Source organism: Amorphoplanes friuliensis DSM 7358, assembly GCF_000494755.1.
In the GTDB taxonomy this organism is placed as follows: Bacteria; Actinomycetota; Actinomycetes; order Mycobacteriales; family Micromonosporaceae; genus Actinoplanes; species Actinoplanes friuliensis.
This window is the reverse complement of the sequence record NC_022657.1, coordinates 4,869,935-4,890,073: the sequence shown is the minus strand read 5'-3', so window position 1 is coordinate 4,890,073 and position 20,139 is coordinate 4,869,935. Positions and strand designations below refer to the sequence as shown.

General features: G+C 70.3%; 23 protein-coding genes and 1 riboswitch. Of the genes, 18 read left to right on the top strand and 5 right to left on the bottom strand.

Annotated elements, in window-relative coordinates; all coding sequences use genetic code 11:
* Positions 1 to 13 precede the first annotated feature (13 nt).
* Both AFR_RS22765 and AFR_RS22760 read left to right on the top strand, forming a co-directional pair.
* The gene (locus AFR_RS22765; protein WP_052359432.1) at positions 14 to 1,192 is read left to right on the top strand and encodes an LCP family protein; all 1,179 of its coding nucleotides are present in this window, start codon (positions 14 to 16) and stop codon (positions 1,190 to 1,192) included.
* A gap of 223 nt (positions 1,193 to 1,415) precedes the next feature.
* Positions 1,416 to 2,201 carry an alpha/beta fold hydrolase gene (locus tag AFR_RS22760; protein WP_023363229.1) on the top strand — a complete coding sequence of 262 codons (786 nt, stop codon included), beginning with the start codon at positions 1,416 to 1,418 and terminating at the stop codon, positions 2,199 to 2,201.
* Between the two features lie 16 nt (positions 2,202 to 2,217).
* Here the strand turns inward: AFR_RS22760 and AFR_RS22755 are convergent, their stop codons facing one another.
* The gene (locus AFR_RS22755) at positions 2,218 to 3,066 is read right to left on the bottom strand and encodes an alpha/beta fold hydrolase (RefSeq protein ID WP_023363226.1); all 849 of its coding nucleotides are present in this window, start codon (positions 3,064 to 3,066) and stop codon (positions 2,218 to 2,220) included.
* A 301-nt stretch (positions 3,067 to 3,367) separates the two neighbouring features.
* Between AFR_RS22755 and AFR_RS22750 the strand changes: the two genes are divergently transcribed.
* On the top strand, positions 3,368 to 3,754 hold the full coding sequence (locus AFR_RS22750; protein ID WP_023363224.1) for a VOC family protein: 387 nt from the start codon (positions 3,368 to 3,370) through the stop codon (positions 3,752 to 3,754).
* Between the two features lie 93 nt (positions 3,755 to 3,847).
* Positions 3,848 to 4,036, top strand: coding sequence for a hypothetical protein (locus AFR_RS22745; RefSeq protein ID WP_023363221.1), 189 nt, complete (start codon positions 3,848 to 3,850; stop codon positions 4,034 to 4,036).
* Here AFR_RS22745 and AFR_RS22740 read toward each other — a convergent pair.
* Positions 4,011 to 4,979 (bottom strand): SDR family NAD(P)-dependent oxidoreductase, encoded by a 969-nt coding sequence (locus AFR_RS22740; protein ID WP_023363218.1) that lies wholly within the window; start codon positions 4,977 to 4,979, stop codon positions 4,011 to 4,013. The genes AFR_RS22745 and AFR_RS22740 overlap by 26 nt on opposite strands.
* A 51-nt stretch (positions 4,980 to 5,030) precedes the next feature.
* Here AFR_RS22740 and AFR_RS22735 point away from each other — a divergent pair, with 51 nt between their 5' ends.
* The 4 genes from AFR_RS22735 to AFR_RS22720 are packed head-to-tail and all read left to right on the top strand — an operon-like array spanning position 5,031 to position 7,427.
* Positions 5,031 to 5,591, top strand: coding sequence for a TetR/AcrR family transcriptional regulator (locus tag AFR_RS22735; RefSeq protein ID WP_023363215.1), 561 nt, complete (start codon positions 5,031 to 5,033; stop codon positions 5,589 to 5,591).
* A 45-nt stretch (positions 5,592 to 5,636) separates the two neighbouring features.
* Positions 5,637 to 6,335 (top strand): hypothetical protein, encoded by a 699-nt coding sequence (locus AFR_RS22730; protein ID WP_023363212.1) that lies wholly within the window; start codon positions 5,637 to 5,639, stop codon positions 6,333 to 6,335.
* Positions 6,336 to 6,372: 37 nt separating this feature from the next.
* Positions 6,373 to 6,675: a PadR family transcriptional regulator gene (locus tag AFR_RS22725; protein ID WP_023363209.1), complete on the top strand. Its 303-nt coding sequence runs from the start codon at positions 6,373 to 6,375 to the stop codon at positions 6,673 to 6,675.
* Positions 6,672 to 7,427 carry a hypothetical protein gene (locus tag AFR_RS22720; protein WP_023363207.1) on the top strand — a complete coding sequence of 252 codons (756 nt, stop codon included), beginning with the start codon at positions 6,672 to 6,674 and terminating at the stop codon, positions 7,425 to 7,427. Before AFR_RS22725 ends, AFR_RS22720 begins: the two co-directional genes overlap by 4 nt.
* On the opposite strand, the gene AFR_RS22715 is transcribed toward AFR_RS22720, so the two are convergent.
* Complete coding sequence (locus AFR_RS22715) at positions 7,424 to 8,131, bottom strand: nicotinamide mononucleotide transporter family protein (protein ID WP_023363205.1); 708 nt, start codon at positions 8,129 to 8,131, stop codon at positions 7,424 to 7,426. The two genes, AFR_RS22720 and AFR_RS22715, sit on opposite strands and share 4 nt — an antisense overlap.
* 74 nt (positions 8,132 to 8,205) lie before the next feature.
* Positions 8,206 to 8,336, bottom strand: a riboswitch (FMN riboswitch).
* A 39-nt stretch (positions 8,337 to 8,375) separates the two neighbouring features.
* Positions 8,376 to 9,152, bottom strand: a complete 777-nt coding sequence (locus AFR_RS22710) for a DeoR/GlpR family DNA-binding transcription regulator (protein ID WP_023363202.1) — start codon at positions 9,150 to 9,152, stop codon at positions 8,376 to 8,378.
* Positions 9,153 to 9,276: 124 nt separating this feature from the next.
* Between AFR_RS22710 and AFR_RS22705 the strand changes: the two genes are divergently transcribed.
* From AFR_RS22705 to AFR_RS22665, 9 genes are all read left to right on the top strand, one after another.
* Positions 9,277 to 10,569 carry an alpha-glucosidase/alpha-galactosidase gene (locus tag AFR_RS22705; RefSeq protein WP_023363199.1) on the top strand — a complete coding sequence of 431 codons (1,293 nt, stop codon included), beginning with the start codon at positions 9,277 to 9,279 and terminating at the stop codon, positions 10,567 to 10,569.
* Between the two features lie 72 nt (positions 10,570 to 10,641).
* Positions 10,642 to 11,529 (top strand): SIS domain-containing protein, encoded by an 888-nt coding sequence (locus tag AFR_RS22700; RefSeq protein WP_023363196.1) that lies wholly within the window; start codon positions 10,642 to 10,644, stop codon positions 11,527 to 11,529.
* 40 nt (positions 11,530 to 11,569) lie between these two features.
* Positions 11,570 to 12,889 (top strand): ABC transporter substrate-binding protein, encoded by a 1,320-nt coding sequence (locus AFR_RS22695; protein ID WP_023363193.1) that lies wholly within the window; start codon positions 11,570 to 11,572, stop codon positions 12,887 to 12,889.
* Positions 12,889 to 13,833 (top strand): carbohydrate ABC transporter permease, encoded by a 945-nt coding sequence (locus tag AFR_RS22690; protein WP_023363190.1) that lies wholly within the window; start codon positions 12,889 to 12,891, stop codon positions 13,831 to 13,833. Before AFR_RS22695 ends, AFR_RS22690 begins: the two co-directional genes overlap by 1 nt.
* Positions 13,833 to 14,651: a carbohydrate ABC transporter permease gene (locus AFR_RS22685; protein WP_023363187.1), complete on the top strand. Its 819-nt coding sequence runs from the start codon at positions 13,833 to 13,835 to the stop codon at positions 14,649 to 14,651. The genes AFR_RS22690 and AFR_RS22685 overlap by 1 nt, the downstream gene beginning before the upstream one ends.
* 55 nt (positions 14,652 to 14,706) lie before the next feature.
* Complete coding sequence (locus tag AFR_RS22680) at positions 14,707 to 15,915, top strand: helix-turn-helix domain-containing protein (protein WP_023363185.1); 1,209 nt, start codon at positions 14,707 to 14,709, stop codon at positions 15,913 to 15,915.
* Between the two features lie 4 nt (positions 15,916 to 15,919).
* Positions 15,920 to 16,705, top strand: coding sequence for a GNAT family N-acetyltransferase (locus AFR_RS22675; RefSeq protein ID WP_023363182.1), 786 nt, complete (start codon positions 15,920 to 15,922; stop codon positions 16,703 to 16,705).
* 7 nt (positions 16,706 to 16,712) lie between these two features.
* Entirely contained in the window at positions 16,713 to 17,468 is a 756-nt protein-coding gene (locus AFR_RS22670; protein ID WP_023363179.1) for a class I SAM-dependent methyltransferase, read from the top strand.
* A 160-nt stretch (positions 17,469 to 17,628) separates the two neighbouring features.
* Positions 17,629 to 18,165: a P-loop nucleotide/nucleoside kinase family protein gene (locus tag AFR_RS22665; protein ID WP_023363177.1), complete on the top strand. Its 537-nt coding sequence runs from the start codon at positions 17,629 to 17,631 to the stop codon at positions 18,163 to 18,165.
* Here the strand turns inward: AFR_RS22665 and AFR_RS22660 are convergent.
* The gene (locus AFR_RS22660; protein ID WP_023363174.1) at positions 18,162 to 19,058 is read right to left on the bottom strand and encodes a carbohydrate kinase family protein; all 897 of its coding nucleotides are present in this window, start codon (positions 19,056 to 19,058) and stop codon (positions 18,162 to 18,164) included. The two genes, AFR_RS22665 and AFR_RS22660, sit on opposite strands and share 4 nt — an antisense overlap.
* 247 nt (positions 19,059 to 19,305) lie before the next feature.
* On the opposite strand from AFR_RS22660, the gene AFR_RS22655 reads away from it, so the two are divergent.
* Complete coding sequence (locus AFR_RS22655) at positions 19,306 to 20,136, top strand: endo alpha-1,4 polygalactosaminidase (RefSeq protein ID WP_023363171.1); 831 nt, start codon at positions 19,306 to 19,308, stop codon at positions 20,134 to 20,136.
* Positions 20,137 to 20,139: the final 3 nt, after the last annotated feature.

Below are 20,139 nucleotides of genomic sequence, written 5' to 3'. Positions count from 1 at the left end.
CAGGATGAAAAAAATGGACCAAGACCGGGACCGCGACGATATATCGGGCAAACGCCGCACAAGGCGCTCACCGCGGTGGGCGTTGTGGTGTGTTGTCGTCGGGGCCCTGCTGATGGCCGGCAGCGGCGCCGCCGTCGCCGGCACGCGTGTCCTGCTCGGCTCCGCGACCGAGACGGTCACCCAGCAGAACCTGCTCGGCGAGACGCGGACCGAGGTCAAGCACGTCAGCGTCAAGGGCGCCAAGACGATCCTGCTCGTCGGTCTCGACACCCGTCCCAACCAGGACCCGAGCAAACTGACCCGCTCGGACTCGATCATCCTGCTGCACGTCCCGGCCGACCACAAAGCGGCCTACCTGGTCTCGCTGCCCCGCGACAGCTACGTGCGGATCCCGAAGTTCGACAACGGCAAGGTCCCGTACGCCGGCGGAAACAACAAGATCAACGCCGCTTTTGCGTACGGGAGCAGGGGTCTGACCGGTGACAAGGCGCTCACCGGCGGCTTCACGCTGCTGGCCAAGACGGTGAAGAACACGACCGGCATCACCCCCGACGCCGGCGCGATCATCGACTTCCAGGGCTTCCGCAAGGTGGTGAACGTCCTCGGCAAGGTCTGCATGAACGTCGACACCACCACGACGTCCATCCACATCGGTCACGACAACGACACCGGCAAGATCTCCCCGCCGTACCGGATCAATCCGGACGGCACGGTGCGGTCGAAGATCCCGGGGGTCACGCCGAACATCTACAAGAAGGGTGACCACTGCTTCACCCCGACCGAGGCGCTGGACTTCGTCCGCCAGCGTGACCTGCTCAAGGATCGCAGTTACGACTACGGCCGGCAGCGCCACCAGCAGCAGTTCCTCAAGGCCATCCTGACGAACATCATGGACAGTGGCCTCGACTCGCCGACCAAACTGCCGGGCCTGCTGTCCGCGCTGGGCAAGACGATGACGGTCGACGACGGCGGCATCCCGCTGCAGGACTGGGTCTTCGCCCTGCGCGGCATCCGCCCCGACGACCTGGTCACCATCAAGACCAACAACGGCACGTTCAACAGCCGCCCCGTCCCCGGCGTGGGCAGCGCCGAGATCCTGAGCGACACCAGCCTGGACCTCCTGAAGGCGGTCAAGAACGACTCCGTCGACAAATTCATCCTGGACAACCCGACGTGGGTCACCCGCAGCTGACCGTCCGATGCGCCCGCCGGGCGCGGCCCGCGGCAGGGCGACACGTGGATCTACCAGGGAGGAACCACCCGTTCCACCGTCGTGTTCAGTGACGGCAACCGCGTCCAGACCGTCCTGCACGAGCGCACCGATGACGGAACGACCTACCGGACATCCATGAAAGTGACTCTCCTCAAGGTTGAATGAAGGTTCATGCAGTCACGCCTCGAGGAGGGACGGATCCGTGGAGAACCTCGCCTCTGTCGGACGGTACGAGACCTTCGGACGGGGGCGCCCGGTCGTCATCCTCAGCAATCCGCAGGCCGATCCGGCCTGGTGGGCCGGGCCGCTGGTCACCGCGCTCACCGGCGCCGGCTATCGGGCCGTCACCTTTGTCCACACCGGGCCCGCCTACGACCCCGAGAGTGTCGCGCGTGATGTCAGCACGTTCCTGGACCACCTGGGCCCGGAGCCGGTCCGCCTGCTCGGCTGGTCCCAGGGCGCGGCCATCGCCCAGGAGGTCGCCCTGCTGCGGCCCGACCGCGTGGTCGCCGCGGCCCTGATCGCCGGGTACGGCAGGCAGGGCGCCGTCGACGAGGTGCTGCAGCAGGCCTGGCAGACCCTCGACGCCGCCGGCCCCGACCTCGACCCCGTACGCCTGGCCATGCTCCTGCTGACCAGCTATCCGGCCGCGGACCTGAGCCACGACGAGACCTTCGACGCCATCCTCGCCGGTGTCTCCCACTGGTCCTCCGGCACGGTCTCGGAGGCACGACTGCGTTCCCGGGCCTTCATCCACGGGTACCGGCACCGGCTCAAGGCCCTGCACGACATCCGGATCCCCTGCCTGGTCCTGGGTTTCGGCCAGGACACCGACACCTTCGCCCGCCGCGCGCGGGAGGTCGCCGCCGCCATCCCGGACAGCCGTTACCTCGAGCTTCCCGACGCCGGCCACCTCGCCCCGGTCACCCGTCCCGCCGAGGTCATCGACCCGATCCTGACCTTCTTCGCCGACATCGACGCCGCGTGAAGGCGCCCTCTCGCTGTCATCCGACGACCTCGCCGACCACGGACACGACCTGACCGAGCTGGTCCGCCGTGGTCAGGTGACCTGTGCCGGGGAGGACCCGCAGGCTGAGGTTCATGCTGCGGCGCACGGCCGGCCCGAGGCGCCCGGGCGGCAGGAACCGGTCGTGCTCCCCGGTCGCCACGACGCACGGCTGCTCAGCGCGCGTCGCCAGGAGGCGTGGGGGGAGAGGCGGCGGTGCGAGCGTCGTGCGGCAGCAGCGGGCCATGAGCGTCATCCACTCGACCTCGGTGGCGGGCGGTTCGGCGCCGGGCGCCACGAAGAACCTGAGCATGCGGCGTGTGCTTCCCGTGGTGGGACGTAACAGCCAGGCCGTCGAAGCCAGGGCCACCTGCGGTTCGACGCTGAGACGGACGAAGCCGGCGGGTGAGATCAGGGCCCGCGCCGCGATCCGGGGTGACGAGGCAGCCAGTGCCACAGCAGCGCCCAGCGAGTTGCCTACAACCACCACGTCGTCGGCGTCCATGGCGGCCAGGACCTCGTCCAGCACCTGCCCGTACCAGGTGGTCCGGCCCCGGCCGGGCCGGTGCGGATCGCTGAGTCCCGGCTGACCCGGCAGGTCGACCACCGTGGTCGGCCAGCGAACCGACAACGCCCGGAGCCAGGGCAGAGCCACGGCAGCGTTGAAACCCGTCCCGGGCACGAGAACCACCCGAGACCGCCCGGCGCCGGCCGACGTGAGCTCGACCGGCCCGGCACTGGTGTCCAGGGTCCTCCGCGTCAGGGGAAAGCCGGCCTGCGCCAACGTCTCCGAACACCACCCGCGCACCGCGCGCTGCCCGTCCGGCGTCTTGTACACAGTCGGCATCGCGTCATTGTCACCCGGCGCGACGGCCTGTCGGCATACTGAGCGGCGGAACGTGTCCAGAACCGGCAGGCCGGCTCCAGTGACCGGCGTGCCTGCCGTCACCGTGTCGAGGCAGTCCGGGCGCACCTGCTGGAGCGGTCGGGTGATCCCGGTGCCGCCCGCGACGCCTATCTCGACGCGGCCAGGCTCGCCACGAGCCTGCCGGAACAGCGCTACCTGCAGGTTCGGGCGGCGGGCCTGCCGGACCCGGGGCCTCGGCGGGCCTAGGATGCAGACCTCCGGCCTGGTGAGGGGCGACTTGATGGAACGTGTGAACGGCATCGGTGGGCTGTTCTTCCGGGCCCGTGACCCCGAACTGCTGGGCCGGTGGTACGCCGAGCGTCTCGGCGTCGACCAGCCACCGTCCTCGTACGACACGTCGTCGTGGTGGCAGGCGCCCGGGCCGACCGTGTTCACCGCGATGGCGGCTGATTCGGAGCACTTCGGGCGGCCGGAGCAGCAGTGGTCCGTCAACTTCCGGGTCGACGACCTCGATGCGATGGTGGAGCAGCTCCGGGGTCACGGCGTACCCGTGAAGGTGGATCCGGAGGAATATCCCAACGGCCGGTTCGCGGAGTTGCACGATCCTGAGGGCAACCCGGTCCAGCTGTGGCAACCCGCCGGCGCCGACCGGCGGGGGCCCGCCTGACGGGGCTGTCACAGATCGCGGCGCTGTCCTGTCCTGACTGGTGCAGGGGCGGCACACCCGTCGCCCGGTTCAGTCCGGAAGGTGAGGTCCGCGATGGCCGTCATCACAAAAACCCACATGCTCGGTGTCGTTCGTCGTGCCTACGGGCCCGAGCAGGCCGAAACCCTGTCGGGGCGCCTGCCCGATCGGATCGACCTGGAGAGTCCCGCCGACAGTGCTCTGCTGTTCGAGCTCGGCCTGACACCCGACCGGTTGTTCAGCGCGCTCGGTGGGGAGCTGTGAGGTCGAGGGACAGCGCCCACAGCCGGCGGGCGGCGCCGGGGTCGAGCGCCCACTCCTTGACGCCGTGGCTGTGCTCAAAAAGATCAGCTTCGTTGCCCACCGTGTACGCCTCACGCCCGTCGTCGAGGTAGTGGCCACCCGTGCGGACGAACTCGGGGGCGACCGCCGCGACGAGTGTGGTGGCGGCGCCCTGCTGGACGGTCTTGTAGGTGAACGCGCCGGAGGCTTCGGCGGCGGCGAGGTAGTCCTTCTGCTTCTGGGTGAAGTCCCGCTGGAGTCCGGTGGAGACTCCGCCGGGGTTGACCGTGTTCGCGAAGATGCCGTCGGCGGCCCAGCGGCGGGTGGCCTCGACGGCGAAGAGCGAGTTGGCCGTTTTGCTCTGGGCGTACGCGGCCTGCGGATCGTAGGCGCGCCGCTCGAAGTGGAGGTCGTCGAAGACCACCGGTGACCTCATGTGTGCCGTGGAGCTCAGCGACACGATCCGGGCCTCGCCCCGCTCCCGGGCGCCCGCGGCGAGTGCTTCGTGCAGGCCGGCGCTCAGGGCGAAGTGCCCGAGGTGGTTGGTCGCGAACTGCAGCTCCCAGCCTTCGGGGGAGTGCTGCAGGGTGCTGACGATCATCCCGGCGTTGTTGACCAGCAGGTGAAGCGGTCCAGTCCAGCGTTCGGCGAACGCGGTGACGGACGCGAGGTCGGCCAGATCCAGCGCGCCGACACGGACGGCGCCGTTGCCGGTCGACCGGGTGATGTCCGCGGCCGTCCGGGCGCCGGCGTCGGTGTTGCGGACCGCCAGGGTGACCTCGGCGCCGGCCCGCGCGAGGGAGCGCGCGGTCTCCACGCCGATCCCGGACGACGCTCCGGTGACAACGGCACGGACGCCGGTGAGGTCGAGCCCGGCAACAACGTCGTCCGCGGTGCTGGTGCCGTCGAATCGAGTAGTGATCATGAATCTACTATACGCACAAGACAACTTCTGTATAGCTGGTAGAGTCGACGTGTGACGGAGATCGAAAGCGGGCGTCGTGAGCAGGTCCTGGAGTCGGCGCTCGTCACCTTCGCCCGCTTCGGGTTCAGGAAGACCTCGATGGAGGACGTCGCGCAGGCGGCGAACATCTCCCGCCCGGGGCTGTACTTCCTCTTCTCCTCGAAGCAGAGCCTCTTCCAGGCGGCCGTCGTCCATGCGCTCGATGCCGACGTCGACGCCGCCGAGCGGGCCCTGGCCGACGTCCGGCGTCCGCTGCGCGAGCGTCTGATCGAGGCGTTCGACCTGTGGACGGGGCGTTACCTCGGCCCGATGGTGCAGGAGGTCGCGGTGCTCAGGGAGACCAGTCCGGAGTTGCTGGGTCCCCTCGTCGCCGGCTACCCCGCGCGTTTTGCCGCGATGGTCACCGAGGCGATCGCCGCCGAGGTGCCTCCCGGCCTGGTGGAGGCCGTGGCCCGGACCCTGATCAGCACGTCCGGCGGCATCAAGCACGAGGTCTCCACCCGGGAGGAGTTCGTCGAGCGGGTGACCGTTGCCGTCGACCTTCTCCTGAGGGCCGGGCGCGCGGCCGGTTGAGGACAGTCACGGTCCGGCCGGCGGCCACCGTGCCACCTTCGGCTCATGACTCCCGAGTACGGCTGGTGGATCCGCGAGACCTATCGCCTCACGCTGCTCGGGGTGCAGACGGCCACAGTGGAGGCCGAGGCAACCGTCGCGCGGCTGACCGAACAGCTCGACCGTGTGGCGCGGGCCGCCCCGCCACCGCCACCGGGTACGACTCTGAGCGCTGCGCTGAATGCCGAGTGCGAGGACCTGGCTCAGCGTCCGGCGGGTCTGCCCGGGAGTCTGGCCGCCGGATATCAGGCGGGCCGGGCGGCGTTCCTGAACGGGCTGCGGGCGCGCGCGAGCAACGTGCGCCGTGCCGGGCCGGACGATGCGCGCCCCTACCCGGGATCCGATGAGCCGCCCGGAAAGCCGGCGGAGGCGTACGGGTACTACCGGTTCCTGATCGCCAAGACGGTTCCCGGTGTGCCCGAGGCGGCCGAACGGCAGCTCGCCGAGGCGCAGGCCGCGCTGAACGTCCTCGAGCAGCGGATCCTCGAACTCCGTGCCCGCCAGTCCCGGTACGCCGCCCGCATCTCCGCGGCCGACGCCCGCTGGCGCAATGCGCTCGCGGCCCACCTGCGGGCGCACGCCGACGAGGTGGCGGCCCGGTCCGGGTACACCGATGCGTTCACCATCGGTTACAACCTGGCCGCCGACAGCCTCGCGCGGCGGCTGCGGCAGCGTGCCGACGAGATCGCCGTGCCGACGTCCTGACCTTTACATATGTAAGTAAACGACATATGGTGGCCGCATGAGGGAGCCGACGTACTTCATCCTGGCCGCGCTCCAGGACGAACCCCGCCACGGGTACGCGATCATCACGCGTGTGGGGGAGTTGTCCCAGCAGCGCGTCGCACTCTCCACCGGCACGCTCTACCAGGCGCTCGACCGGCTGGCCCGGGCCGAGCTGGTCGAGGTCGTCCGCGACGAGGTGGTCAACGGCCGCGCACGCCGGCACTACGCGCTGACGAACGACGGCCACGCCGCGCTGCGGGCCGAAGCCGTCCGGATGGCCGAGGCCGCCAAGGTCGTCCTGCGCGTGAGGCCGGCATGAGCGCCTACACCGTGCTGCTGCGCCTCTACCCGTCCGACCACCCGCGTGACGAGATGCTCGGTGTGCTCGAGGAGAACGGCCGGCCCTGGTGGCGCGAGGCACCGTCCCTCATCGCCGGTGCCGTGCGCGCCCGCACGGGCGAGGGCCAGCCGCCGAGCCTGCGCTGGCTCTACGCCGCCCGCGCCGCCGCGCTGATGCTGCTGGTCGCCGGCACCACCACCCCGCTGATCGACCTGCACTACGGCGTCGAACTGCGTACCGGGATGACGGTTGCCACCTGGATCTGCGCCGGCCTCGCGGCCGTGGCGGTCATGGCCGGCGTCCGCCTCGTGGCGCTCGGTCTGACCGCCGCCGCGCTGGTGCTCAGCGGGATGGACCAGATCAGCACAGTGGCGATCGCCGGTTACACGCTGGCCGCCGTTCTCCTGCTGCTGCCAGGCCGCCGTCTCCGGGTCCTCAACCCGCTCCCGGTCCTGCTCGCCCTGTCCTGGTCGCTGGACTACACGCTGCCGGCCGTGCTGCGAACGGCCCTGGTGGTGGCGGTGATCCTCTGGACCGTGATCGATGAGCGCATCCTGCTGGCCGCCGGCCTGGCGCTCTTCGCCGGTCTCATCACCGCGTCCACCGAAGTGGCCGAGGTCGGTGACACCCGCGGCCTCCTGATCATGGCCGCCTGGCACCTGGCCCTCCCAGCCACCCTGGTCGCCATCGCAGCCCTGCTCACCCAACGCCGCACCAGATTCCTCGGCTAAGCGACCGTCTCCATGGCGGGTGAGTCGAGGCGGGGCGGCTGGAGCGTACGGGAGAGGCGCAGCCAGACGACGAAGCCCCAGATGACGAAGGCGGCGTAGACGGCGTAGAGGATCGCCGAGGGGTAGTAGCCGAAGTGGAGGAGTTCGGGGACGCCGACCAGGTCGACCGCGATCCAGCAGAGCCAGAACTCGACCCAGCCGCGGGCCATCGCGTACGTGGCGAGGATCGAGCCGACGAAGATCCACGAGTCGGCGAGGTAGTACCACCAGGGGACCGGGAAGCCGGCGCCGATCGCGCGGAAGGCGAAGAAGCACCCGACGACGGCGGCCAGGGCGAGCGGGAGGTACAGCATTCGTTCGCGGTTGGTCGCCCAGCGGGGCACGACCGTCTCGCCGCCGGTGGCCTGGCGCCAGCGCCACCAGCCGTAGACGCTGGTGATGATGAAGAAGACCTGGCGGGAGGCCTGGCCGTAGAGCGGGGTGCCCTGGTCGTTGCCGAGGGCCTGACCGAGGAACACCGTGAAGAGCAGGACGTTGCCGACGATGCCGACCGGCCACGCCCACACGTTGCGGCGCAGGCCGAAGAGGGCGGAGCCGAGACCGAAGGCGTTGCCGACGATCTCGCGCCAGTAGATCGCCTGGGTGTCGGTGACCTGCCATTTGGCGTCGTAGAACGCGGTGAGCAGTTGGTCGAGCCAGTGCACGGGCACCTCCGGAAAAAAGCACAGAGGTGCACGCCGGGGAAAGCCGCGCACACAACAACGACGGTCGAGCCACGTTCAGTGCTGCCTACCATCCGGACTTTCACCGTCGGTACCGGAATTACACCGGTTCAACCGGCCGCCGGCTGCGGTCGGGTCGCGGACTGTCACCGCCGGTTCGGAATTGCACCGACCCCGGAGCACTAGGGATGATCGTAGGCCTGCCGGGGCGAAACGGAACTATGACCTACGCAACGATCACCTCGGTGCCGGTGCGGCGGATCGCCTCGACACCCGCGGGGTCGGCGCTCGAGTCGGTGACGAGCGTGGCGACACCGGTGATGGCGCAGATGCTGGCCAGGCAGACGCGGCCGACCTTGGAGCCGTCCGCGACCACGATCACCCGGTCGGCGCGGCGGATCATCGTGGCGTTGGTGTTCGCCTCGATCTCGTCGTGGGTGGTGAGCCCGCCCCGGGCGCTGATGCCGTCGACGCCGACGACCGCCACGGCCATGTTCAGACCGGCGAGGGCCTGGTCCGCGATCGGCCCGACCAGCTCGTACGACTGGGTGCGCGAGACGCCACCGGTCATGATCAGCTTGAGGCGGGGGCGCAGGGCCAGCTCCGCCGCGATGTTGAGCGCGTTGGTGACCACGGTCAGGTCGACCCGTTCGGCGAGCAGCCGGGCCAGCAGGTGTGTTGTCGTGCCGCCGGTCAGCCCGAGGGTCAGCGGACCCTTGGGCAGCAGCGCCGCCACCCGTTGCGCGACGAGTGCCTTCTCCTCACGGTGCTGGCCGACGCGGTAGCGCACCGGCAGCTCGTACGCGACGTCGACCGCGACGGCGCCTCCGTGCGTACGGGAGAGGAGTCTTTGATCCTCGAGGACCTGGAGGTCACGGCGGATGGTGGCGGGGGAGACCTCGAACTCGTCGGCGAGGTGGCCGGCGTCCACGGAACCGTGGCTGGCCACGCGCTCCAGGATGGCCGACACGCGGTCGGCCCGGCGCAGGGAACTCTGGGGCATGTGACCTCACCACGGGTTTCAGGACAGCATCATATTGAGCAAACGCGCAGTCACCATAGTTCGTTTCCAAGCGAAACACCAGAATTCCTTGCGCGCTTCGGACGCGTACGCGAACAATCCCGCCATGACCACGATCGCCTTTCTCGGCGCGGGCAGCGTCGTCTTCACCCGTGAGCTGCTCGCCGACATCCTGACGTTCGACGAGCTCCGGGGCGTCACCCTCGCCCTGCACGACATCGATCCCGAGCGGCTCGAAACCGCCGAGGCGATCGCCCGGCGCACCGCCGAGCAGCTCGGCGCCAAGCCCACGATCACGACCAGCCTCGACCGGCGCACCGTGCTCGACGGTGCCGACTTCGTCATCAACGCCATCCAGGTCGGCATGCACGCGGCCACCGTGCGCGACTTCGAGATCCCCGCGAAGTACGGGCTGCGCCAGACCATCGGCGACACCCTGGGTGTCGGCGGGATCTTCCGTGCGCTGCGCACGTTCCCGGTGCTCGCGGGCATCGCGGCAGACATGCGCGAGCTGTGCCCGGACGCCTGGTTCCTCAACTACACCAACCCGATGGCGATGAACATCGGCTACCTCGCGGCGATCGCCCCGGACCTCAAGGCCGTCGGCCTGTGCCACTCGGTCTACTGGACCGTGCGCGATCTGAGCGATCTGCTGGGAGTTCCGTACGACGAGGTCGACTACACCGGCGCCGGGGTGAACCATCAGGCGTGGCTGCTGCGCTTCGAGCACCGCGGCGAAAACCTCTATCCGCGGCTGGATGCCTTGCTGGAGCGCGATCCCGAGCTGCGCCGCCGTGTCCGCATGGACATGTACAAGCGCCTCGGCTGGTTCCCGACGGAGACCAGTGAGCACTCCAGCGAGTACCTGCCGTGGTATCTGCACGACGACGCCGAGATCGAGCGGCTGCGCATCCCGGTCGGCGACTACCTGCGGATCAGCGCGGACAACGTGACCGAATATCACGAGACGCGGCGTGCGGTGCTGGCCGGCGAGCCCCTGGATGTCAGCCGTGACGCCACCGAGTACGCCCCGCAGGTCATCCACAGCATCACGACCGGCACCCTGCGCCGCATCCACGGCAACGTCGCGAACCGGGGGCTGATCAGCAATCTGCCGGAGGACTACGCGGTCGAGGTGCCGTGTGTCGTGGACGCTCTGGGCGTACGCCCGGAACGGGTCGGAGCGCTCCCGGCGCAGTGTGCCGCGCTCAATCGGAGTTTTGTGAACGTCGGTCAGTTGACCGTGCAGGCGGCGCTGACCGGTGACAAGCGGATGGTGCGGCAGGCCGCGATGGTCGATCCGAACACCGCCGCGACGCTGAGCGTGGACCGGATCTGGGAACTGTGCGACGAACTGACCGCCGCGCACGGTGACCTGATCCCTGAGGCACTGCGCTAGACGTGCATCGTGGAATGTTCGTTTGAGCGCGAGGCCTTGTGAAGCGAAAACAAACGAGCATAATCCTCGAACATGAACGACACGTCGGAGGAAATCGCCAGCCAGCCCGCAGTCTGGGAGCAGGGTCTCGCCCTGACCGACCAGGCCCGTCGTGAGCTCGCTGCACCGGGGGAACGGATGCTGGTTCTGGGCTGCGGCACCTCGTGGTTCGTGGCCCAGAGCATCGCCGAGTTGCGGGAGAGCGCCGGTCTCGGTGAGACCGACGCGGTCTGCGCCTCCGAGTACGTCCCGCGGCGCCGGTACGACCGGGTCGTCGCGATCACGCGCTCCGGCACCTCCACCGAGGTGCTCGACGCGCTCCGGCAGGTGCCCGAGGGCACCCACCGGGTGGCCGTCACCGCGGTCGCCGGGATGCCGGTCGACACCCTCGCCGAGAGCCGCCTGCTGCTCGACTTCGCCGACGAGCGCAGCGTGGTGCAGACCCGCTTCCCGACCACCGTCCTCGCGATCGCCCGGGCGGCGTTCGGTGAGGACCTGAGCCACCTGATCGCCGACGGGCACGCCGCACTGGACGCGCCGCTGCCCGCCGACCCGGCCGCCATCGACCACCTGGTCTTCCTGGGCACCGGCTGGACCGTCGGGCTCGCCCACGAGGCGGCGCTCAAGGTCCGCGAGGCGGCCCAGGCCTACTCGGAGTCGTACCCGGCCATGGACTTCCGGCACGGACCGGTCGCCGTCGCGGGTACGCGGAGCCTGGTCTTCTCCTTCGGCGCCGTGCCGATCGGCCTGGACGAGGTCGGCCGCTCGGCCGGCGCCACCACCTACCGCGACGAGCGTGACCCGCTCGCCCAGCTGGTCCTGGCCCAGCGTTTTGCCCTCGCCCTGGCCGCCCACCGCGGCCTCGACCCCGACCGCCCCCGCCTGCTCACCCGATCCGTCGTCCTCACCGACGCCGCTTGACCAGCAACCGCGACATCCGACGAGATATCGAGGTACAGGGATGACCACCTTCACGCGCGGCCGGTCGGTCCGGCTGCTCGCCGCGACCAGCGCGGCCACCTTGCTCCTGACCGCCTGTACGGGCGGCGACAGCGACGACGGCAAGGACGCGGCAGCGGGGTACGACCCCGCCGCCACCGTCGAACTCACCTGGTGGACCGGGCAGACCTCGGAGGCCGAGAAGGTCGCCGAGAAGCTCGCCGCCGACTACCACACCGCGCACCCGAACGTGACGATCAAGACCTCGGCGGGCGCACCGACCACGGACGACCTGCTCACCAAGCTCTCCGCCGGTTTTGCCGGCGGCAGTTACCCCGACATCTCGTACGCGTTCGGCAACTGGGCGGGTGACCTCGGCGCCAGCGGCAAGACCCAGGACCTGACCTCGTTCGTCGCCGACCCGTCGTTCGCCTGGAACGAGATGCCGGAGGCGGCCCGCACGGTGGCGACCGCGGATGGCAAGGTCATCGGCGTCCCGGCACTGGTCGACAACCTGGCGCTGATCTACAACCCGAAGCTCTTCGACGACGCCGGGATCGCCTACCCGACCGACGAGTGGTCCTGGGAGGACTTCCGGGCCGCGGCCAAGAAGCTCACCGACCCGGGCACCAACACGTACGGGACGGCGTACTCGGTCTCCGGCAGCGAGGACACCACCTGGCACCTGTGGCCGCTGCTGTGGCAGAACGGCGGGAAGATCCTCGACGGCACCAAGCCCGCGTTCAACTCCGAGGCCGGCGTCAAGGCGCTCGAGACGCTGCGGGCCATGGCCGTCGACGACAAGTCGATGTACCTCGACCAGACCGACGAGAAGTACGGCCCGCTGTTCAACAGCGGCCGCGTCGGCATGATGCTCTCCGGCCCGTGGGCGCTGCTCGACCTCAAGGACGCCAAGCTGAAGTACGGCGTGACCGCCCTGCCCGGCGTCAACGGCGACCACCAGACAGTCTCCGGCCCCGACCTGTGGGTGCTCTTCGACCACGACGACGCCAACCGCGCCGGCGCCTCCCGCGACTTCATCAAATGGCTGACCAGCGCCGAGATCGACGCCAAGTGGAACCTCGCGGTCGGTAACCTGCCGCTGCGGAGCGTCGAGCAGAGCACACCCGAGTTCGCGGCCTACGCCAAGGAGTACCCGGGCGGGCAGAAGTTCTTCGACAACCTCGCCAACGCCAAGCAGGCGCGGCCCACCGTGCCCGGCTACGAGGTGATGTCCCGCAACGTCGGCGATGCCATCGCGAAGGTGCTCCAGGGGGCGGCGAGCCCGAAGGAGGCCCTCGACGAGGCGGCCCGCAAGTCCGCCGACGCCCTGGAGGAATGATGGCGCTGACGTTCGCGGCGACACCGCGTACGCACCAGCAGGTGGCACCCCGGCCGCGCGGCAGGCGCGGCCGGGCGGCCCGGCGCACCCTCACCGGGTGGGCCTTCGCCGGCCCGGCGACCCTGATCGTCGTCGGGCTCTCGATCTTCCCGGCGGTCTGGGCGTTCTTCATCTCCCGGACCCGCTGGAACGGCATCGCCCCGGCCCGGGACGTGGGGTGGCGCAACTACGAACGGATCGCCACGGACCCCGACGCGATCACGGCGGCGAAACACACGCTGCTGCTGACCGCACTGTTCGTGCCCGGCTCGATCGTGCTGGGCATCCTCATCGCGGTGGCCCTGAACCAGAAGATCCGGCTCATCGGCTTCTACCGCACGTGCATCTTCGTCCCGTACGTCGCGTCGGCGGCGGCCACCGGCATCCTGGCCAGCTTCGTCTTCAACCCGCAGTTCGGCGCGGCGAACGAGGCACTGCGCCGGCTCGGGCTGCCCGCACAGCAGTTCCTGGAGAGCCCCGGCCAGGCGCTGCTGGTCATCTGCCTGATCGCACTCTGGGGTGAGGTCGGCTTCACCGCCGTCATCTACCTGGCGGCGCTGCAGGACATCCCCCGCGAGCTGATCGAGGCGGCCACGGTCGACGGCGCGAGCCGGTGGCGCACCTTCCTCCACATCACGCTGCCGGAGCTGCGGCCCGTCACGGTCTTCGCCGCGATCTGGCAGACCATCACGGCGATGCAGCTGTTCGACCTCATCTACACGACCACGCGCGGCGGTCCGATGAACAGCACCCAGACCATCGTCTACTACATCTACGAGCTCGCCTTCCAGACCCAGAGACTCGGGTACGGCGCAGCCGTCGCCTACCTGCTCTTCGTGGTGACGATGCTCCTGACCGTCTGCGTCATCTGGTACAGCCGCCGTTCCGGATCGGAGGCCTTCTGATGCGCCGGCTCCCGTTCAGCCCCTGGCACCTGCTGCTGATGCCGCTCGCCCTGATCTTCGTCCTGCCGCTGGTCCAGATGGTCCTGACCTCGTTCATGACCTCGCAGGAGATCAACCAGTTCCCGCCGAAATTCCTGCCGACCAGCATCCACCTGGACGGGTACAGGACGCTGCTGTCGGAGTCGAACATCCTGCAGTGGTTCGGCAACACCGTGCTGGTCTCGGCGATCGCCGTGCTCTCGCACCTGGTCCTCTGCTCGCTCGCCGGCTACGGTTTCGCCCGGCTCAAGTTCGCCGGCCGCGGCCTGGCCTTCCTGGCGATCGTCGCCACGGTCATGATCCCGATCCAGCTGCTGATGATCCCGACCTACCTGATGTTCGCCCGCGCCGGCATCGTCGACACCCTCGCCGCGGCGTTCGTACCCTGGCTGGCCTCGGCGTTCGGGATCTTCCTGATGCGGCAGTTCTTCCTCGGGCTGCCCGCCGAGCTGGAGGAGGCGGCGGTCCTCGACGGCTGCAGCACCCTGCGCACGTTCCTCAGCGTCGTGCTGCCGCTGGCCCGGCCCGCCCTGGCCACCCTGGCGATCTTCACCCTGCTGTCGAGCTGGAACGACCTGCTCTGGCCCCTGGTGGCGATCAGCGACGACAGCAAGTTCACCCTGCAGGTCGGGCTGGCCAGCTTCCAGGGCACCCGGCGGACGGAATGGTCGCAGCTGATGGCCGGCAACGTCATCGCGACGATGCCCCTGATCATCGCCTTCCTGGTGGCCCAGAAGCGGTTCATCGCCACGATGACCTTCAGCGGCCTGAAGGGGTAGAGCCGCCGGTACAGGCTTGCACCACCCGCGCCGCGAGCGCGGTTACGTTCCCCTCATGACCCCACGACCGAGTGCCGACCCGACCATCGGCGAACGCATCCAGGCGCGCCGGCTGCGGCGCGGCTGGAGCATCCGCCACGCCGCCAGCCGCGCCGGCCTCTCCCACGCGACCTGGAGCCGCATCGAACGGGGGCGCCAGGCCGCCGACAACCGTTTTGTCCTCGCCGACATCGCCGGCGCCCTCGAATGCTCACCCGCCGACCTAGCGGGCACCGCGGTGCCCGCCGCCGACCGGGCCGCCGCCGCTGCCCAGGCCGCGGTGCACAACATCCGGCAGGCGCTGATCGACATCGACCTCACCGAACCGGCGTCCCGGCCCGCGCCGCCGGTCGCCGGACCCGCCCGGACCGTCGCCCTCGCCGACACGCTGCGGCAGGCCTGCGACTACGCCGGAACCGCCCGCCTGCTGCCCGGGCTGCTGCGGGACCTGCACGCGGTGGCCGCCGGCCCGGACCGCGGCCCGGCGCTGCGGTTGCTCTGCGACGCCACCTTCATGGCGTCGTCGGTGCTGCGCAACCTCGGTCACCCCGCCGACGCCTGGCTCGGCGCCGAACGCTGCCGCGAGGCCGCCGACGCCGCCGACGACCCCGTGCTGCGGGGCTACGCGGCCTACGCCCGCGCCGGCGCCGCCACCGCCTGCGGCTCGTACGCGCGTGGACTGGCCCTGGCGAGCCGGGCCGTCGACGACCTGCGCCGCCACACCGACCGCCCCGGCGGCACCGCGATGCTGGGCTCGTTGCAGCTCGTCTGCGCGTACGCGAGCCGGGGTCTCAAACGCACCGAGGACAGTCGCGCCTGGACCACGGAGGCCGCCGCTCTGGCCGCGACCACGGGGGAGACCACCGAGCTGGGCATGTTCTTCGGCCCGACCAACGTCGGCATCTGGAGCATCGGCATCGAGGTCGACGGCGGTGACCCGGAGCGTGCCGCGGAGATCGCCCGCACCACCAACCCGGCGACGATCCCGGCGGGGTTCCGGCAGGTGTTCTACTACGCCGACACCGCCCGTGCCCTGGCCCGGACCCGCGGGAGCGAGCGCGAGGCCGTCCGCTTCCTGCTCACCGCCGAACGCCTCGCACCGCAGCACGTGCACACCTCGCCGCTGGCCCGCGAAACCACCCGTGCGCTGCTGGAACGCTCCCGCCGCAAGGCCGGTGGCTCGGAACTGCGCGGCCTGAGCGAGCGGATGCAGGTCGAAAGGTGACATCGTGGGCAGCGTGTTGCTGCGTGCGTACGACAACGAGGTCCGGCCCGTGCCACCCGCCGCCCGGGAAGGGCTGGTGCAGGAGACGGACGGGCCGGTGTTGCGGACGCTGAGCGCCCGCGGTGGGCGGATCTCCTACGTGGATCTCGGCGGGCTGACCGGGGACGAGCTCGATGCGTTCATCCGCAGGCAGCGGGATCACTTCGTCCGGCTGGACCGGCCGGTCGACTGGATCACCTACACCCACGACGAGCCGCAGGATCTGCCCGGCCGCCTCGAGGCCGCCGGTTTTGTCCTCTGCGAGACCGGGACGATGCTCGCCGGGCGCTGTGACCGGCTGGCGTCCCCGGTGCGGTTGTCAGGCGGGCTGACGATCCGGGAGATCGGTACGCGGGAGGACTTCGAGCGGGTCGCCGCGCTGCAGGGTGCGGTGTGGGGCATCGACGCGAGCTGGCTCGTCCCGCAGCTCACCGGTCAGCACACCGGCGAGCCGGACCGCTGGACCTTCCTGGTCGCCGAGTCCGGCGGTGAATTCGTCTCGGCCGGCTGGACGCGCTACTACACCGACCGGTTCGCCATGCTCTACGGCGGCGCAACCCTGCCCGGCTTCCAGGGTCGCGGGATCTACCGGGCGCTGGTCGCCCGCCGGGCGCAGTACGCGCTCGACCGCGGCCGGGAGTTCGTCGTGGTCGACGCCTCGGAGAGCTCCCGGCCGATCCTGCAGCGGCTCGGCCTGCAGCCGTTCGCCACCCGCGTCACCTACCGCTGGACGCCACCCCGGGTGGAATGATGACCGTATGGACGTGGTCGGCCACTACAGCGGAGGCGACGAGAACGTCCGGATGGCCCTGGACCGCAACCGCGTCGAATGGGACCGGACGTGTGAACTGCTCGCGCGCTGGCTCCCGGCACCGCCGGCCACCGTCCTCGATGTCGGCGGTGGCCCGGGCCGTCAGTCTCGCCACCTGCTCGACCGGGGCTACGACGTCACGCTGTTCGACCTGACACCCAAACACGTCGACCAGGCGACCGCCCGCGGGGTACGCGCCCACGTGGCCGATGCCCGGCAGTTGCCCGTGGACGACACGTCCGCCGACGCTGTCCTGCTGCTCGGCCCGCTCTACCACCTGCCCGACGCCGGGGACCGCGCCCGGGCCCTCGCCGAGGCCTGGCGGGTGCTGCGCCCGGGCGGTGTTGCGGTCGTCGCGGCGCTGTCGCGCTGGGGACGGGTCTTCGTCCGTGCCGCCGCAGGTCAGCTCGGCGACCCGGACCGGCACCGGCACACCCTGGCGACGATGCGCGACGGGTACGTCGGTGCCGGCGACACCTGGGACGAGGTCGCCTACCTGCACGACACACACGAGCTCGCGGCGGAGCTGACAGCCGCCGGCCTGCACGACGTCACCGTGGTCGGTGTCGAGGGTCCGGCCGGCGCCTGGGCCCGCCGCGACCCCGCGCTCAACGCCCACGCCCTCGAACTGGCCCGGATCGCCGAGGCGGCCATGGCCGAGACCTCGATCCATCTGCTGGCGCGGGGCGTCAAGGAAAGCTGAGCGCCGTCGGCTATCTTGGCGGCATGTGTTGCTGCGCAGTCATGGAGATCCGTACCGCCTGACGGCGGTACAGCGATCCCTGCCCTACCGCCGGATCAGTGTCACGCCGGCAGACACCCACATCTGTGCTGCCGGACCATCTCGGGTGATCCGGAGTGCCATGTCTCAGAACCATGCCCAGCTGTTCCTGATGGTCGGTCTTCCCGGCGCGGGGAAGACCACCCGGGCCAAGGAATTCGCCGCGTTGCGCCTCACCCCCGACGAGTGGATGGTGCAGCTGTTCGGGGAGCCGACGGCCGGTCGTAAGCGCGACGTCCTGGAGGGGCGGCTGATCCTCGTCGCGCTGGAGGCCTTGCGGCTCGGGACCAGTGTTGTGCTCGACTTCGGGCTCTGGGGCCGTGACGAACGGTCGGCGCTGCGCCGGCTGGCCGCCTCGGCCGGGGCGTCGTGTCAGGTGATCTACCTGCCGGTCGGCCGGGAGGTCCAGCGGGAGCGGATCGCCCACCGGCAGGCGACCGCGCCCCACACGACGTTCCCGATGTCGGAGGACGACATCGACAGCTGGCGGAAGCAGTTCCAGGAACCGGACACCGCCGAACTCCTCGGCGTCGACCGGCCCGAGCCGCCGCCGGGGTGGACCGGCTGGCCGGAATGGGCCGCGGACCGCTGGCCGCCCCTGGTGGTCCTGCTGAGTTAGGCCAGTTCCGCGCGGGTGGCCTGGGCGGCGGTGCCGCCGGAGGCGCGGGTGCTCAGGGAGCCGGCGGTCGCCGCCCAGCCGATCGCCTCGGGGATCGGCAGGCCGGCGAGCCGTCCGGCCAGGAAACCCGCGTTGAAGCTGTCACCGGCGCCGGTCGTGTCGACGACGTCCACCGGGCGGCCGGGTGCCGAGCACTCGCCGCCCGGCCACCAGGCACGGGCGCCCGCGGCGCCGTTCTTCATCACCACGGTGGTGCCGGTCGCGACCAGCGAGGCCGCGGCCCGGTCGACGTCCGTGCTGCCGGTGACCGCGCGCAGCTCGTTGGCGTTCGGCAGGAACACGTCCGTGTACGCGAGGATGTCGGTGATCGACTCCCACTTCTCCGTGGGGTCCCAGTTGGTGTCCAGCGACGTGCCGACGCCCAGGGCCCGGGCCCGCGCGAAGACGCCTGCGAGCCCGGCGGCGAGCCGGGGCTGGAGGTAGAGCGACGCCACGTGCACGTGGCGGGCGGCGGACAGGTGTGCGTCGGTCACGTCCTCCGGCCGCAGGGCCGGGATCGTGCCGGGCAGCGTCAGGATGGCCCGGTCGTCGCCGGGCGGGGTCAGGATCACGCTCAGGCCGGTCGGTACGTCGCCGGACGGCTGCAGCAGCAGGGTGACGCCGCGCTCCTCGAGCCGCTGACGGGTGATGACCCCGAAGACGTCGTCGCCGAGCGCGGTGAGCAGTAACGTGTCCAGCCCGAGGCGGGCGCAGCCGGCCGCCGTGATCGCGGCGGAGCCGCCCAGCACCAGGTCCGCGCCGGTCAGCAGCTGTTCCGCCTGGCCGAAACGCGGGCGGACGTCCCCGCGCAGCACCAGGTCCGGGTTCGCGTCACCGACCACGAGGACATCCATGCTTCTCCTTCGATCACTGTCCAAATGAACATTCTGAATTGCGCACTTGCCCTTTAACACCCCCGGCAAGCAGCACGGGAGCACCATACGCGCACAAACGACTGTTGACACCTGCGCGTTCGATCAGTTGAATCGGCGTCAACGATCCAGCCCAGCCGGTAATCCCCAGCCCGGCATCAGGTCGCCAGGGCGCACCCCCAGTGCCCGAGGCGGGGCAGATCCCTGAGCACCTTTGGGAGTCTCAGCCGTGGTCACCCGTACCGTCCGTCATGCCCTGCTCGCCGGGCTCGCCGCCCTCTCCGTCGCCGCCGGTGTGTCGCTGAACGCCGACGCCGCAACCATCGGCAAGTCCGCCGCCGCGGTGACACTGCCGCCGGTCAACGCCAAGTTCGACTACCAGATCGGTGAGGCCTACCCGCCGCCCGCCGGTGTCCAGGTCGTCAGCCGCGACCGGGAGGCCGCACCCGCCGCCGGGCTCTACAACATCTGTTACGTCAACGCGTTCCAGGTGCAGCCGTCCGAGGTCGGCTGGTGGAAGAGCAACCACGACGACCTGCTGCTGCGCGACTCCTCCGGCGAGTACGTCATCGACGGCGCGTGGGACGAGATCGTGCTCGACATCCGTACGCCGGCCAAGCGCACCGCCCTGGCCTCGATCGTCAACGGCTGGGTCGACGGGTGCGCCGCGGCCGGGTTCAAGGCGGTCGAGCCGGACAACATCGACACGTACGACCGCTTCGACGACCTGCTGACCCGTGATCAGGCCGTCGCCTACCTGCAACTGCTGGCGCCGCACGCGCACAGCAAGGGCCTGGCGATCGCCCAGAAGAACACCACCTCCCTCGAAGGCCGGGGCAAGGCCGCCGGCCTCGACTTCGCCATCGCCGAGGAGTGCGGCCGCTACGGCGAGTGCGGCGACTTCACCGACGTCTACGGCAACAACCTGATCGTCATCGAGTACACGGCGAACGCGTACAAGAAGGCCTGCACGGCGGTCGGCGCCAAGGTCTCGGTGGTCCGCCGCGACGTGAACGTCACCGCCCCCGGGAGCAGCACCTACGTCTACAACGCCTGCTGATCC

Excerpts from the sequence above, each read along its gene's own strand:
- AFR_RS22765 (WP_052359432.1), top strand. The coding sequence starts at position 14 with ATGGACCAAGACCGGGACCGCGACGATATATCGGGCAAACGCCGCACA.
- AFR_RS22755 (WP_023363226.1), bottom strand. The coding sequence starts at position 3,066 with ATGCCGACTGTGTACAAGACGCCGGACGGGCAGCGCGCGGTGCGCGGG.
- AFR_RS22750 (WP_023363224.1), top strand. The coding sequence starts at position 3,368 with ATGGAACGTGTGAACGGCATCGGTGGGCTGTTCTTCCGGGCCCGTGAC.
- AFR_RS22745 (WP_023363221.1), top strand. The coding sequence starts at position 3,848 with ATGGCCGTCATCACAAAAACCCACATGCTCGGTGTCGTTCGTCGTGCC.
- AFR_RS22740 (WP_023363218.1), bottom strand. The coding sequence starts at position 4,979 with ATGATCACTACTCGATTCGACGGCACCAGCACCGCGGACGACGTTGTT.
- AFR_RS22730 (WP_023363212.1), top strand. The coding sequence starts at position 5,637 with ATGACTCCCGAGTACGGCTGGTGGATCCGCGAGACCTATCGCCTCACG.
- AFR_RS22725 (WP_023363209.1), top strand. The coding sequence starts at position 6,373 with ATGAGGGAGCCGACGTACTTCATCCTGGCCGCGCTCCAGGACGAACCC.
- AFR_RS22720 (WP_023363207.1), top strand. The coding sequence starts at position 6,672 with ATGAGCGCCTACACCGTGCTGCTGCGCCTCTACCCGTCCGACCACCCG.
- AFR_RS22710 (WP_023363202.1), bottom strand. The coding sequence starts at position 9,152 with ATGCCCCAGAGTTCCCTGCGCCGGGCCGACCGCGTGTCGGCCATCCTG.
- AFR_RS22705 (WP_023363199.1), top strand. The coding sequence starts at position 9,277 with ATGACCACGATCGCCTTTCTCGGCGCGGGCAGCGTCGTCTTCACCCGT.
- AFR_RS22700 (WP_023363196.1), top strand. The coding sequence starts at position 10,642 with ATGAACGACACGTCGGAGGAAATCGCCAGCCAGCCCGCAGTCTGGGAG.
- AFR_RS22695 (WP_023363193.1), top strand. The coding sequence starts at position 11,570 with ATGACCACCTTCACGCGCGGCCGGTCGGTCCGGCTGCTCGCCGCGACC.
- AFR_RS22690 (WP_023363190.1), top strand. The coding sequence starts at position 12,889 with ATGGCGCTGACGTTCGCGGCGACACCGCGTACGCACCAGCAGGTGGCA.
- AFR_RS22685 (WP_023363187.1), top strand. The coding sequence starts at position 13,833 with ATGCGCCGGCTCCCGTTCAGCCCCTGGCACCTGCTGCTGATGCCGCTC.
- AFR_RS22680 (WP_023363185.1), top strand. The coding sequence starts at position 14,707 with ATGACCCCACGACCGAGTGCCGACCCGACCATCGGCGAACGCATCCAG.
- AFR_RS22670 (WP_023363179.1), top strand. The coding sequence starts at position 16,713 with ATGGACGTGGTCGGCCACTACAGCGGAGGCGACGAGAACGTCCGGATG.
- AFR_RS22665 (WP_023363177.1), top strand. The coding sequence starts at position 17,629 with ATGTCTCAGAACCATGCCCAGCTGTTCCTGATGGTCGGTCTTCCCGGC.
- AFR_RS22660 (WP_023363174.1), bottom strand. The coding sequence starts at position 19,058 with ATGGATGTCCTCGTGGTCGGTGACGCGAACCCGGACCTGGTGCTGCGC.